At 64.0% G+C, this 228-nt stretch carries 1 protein-coding gene; it reads left to right on the top strand.

The window, feature by feature from the left end; translation table 11 throughout:
- Positions 1 to 228 (top strand): hypothetical protein (locus L995_RS32650; RefSeq protein ID WP_197065083.1); only part of this gene is annotated, 228 nt, incomplete at both ends.

The following is a 228-nucleotide window of genomic DNA, read 5'->3' as shown; positions in this document are numbered from 1 at the left end:
AGCCAGACCAGCAGCGAGATCAAGGCGCAGTGGGCGGATGCGCTGTTCCGCAAGGACGAGGGCGCCCTGGCGCGCGTGCGCGAACGGCTGGCCGATTGGAACAATAACAATCCGGAGCAGCCCATCGTCGTCAAGATGCCCGACGTGTGGAAGAAGGTGCGGGAGATGGGTAAGGACCGGACAGACCGCATTGCGGACAACTCGCCCAAGGCGCTGCGTCAGCAGATG

It is taken from the genome of Delftia sp. ZNC0008 (genome assembly GCF_000799035.1).
GTDB lineage: Bacteria > Pseudomonadota > Gammaproteobacteria > Burkholderiales > Burkholderiaceae_C > Comamonas > Comamonas tsuruhatensis.
The sequence above is the reverse complement of the archived record's forward strand: the minus strand, read 5'-3'. Positions and strand labels throughout refer to the sequence as shown.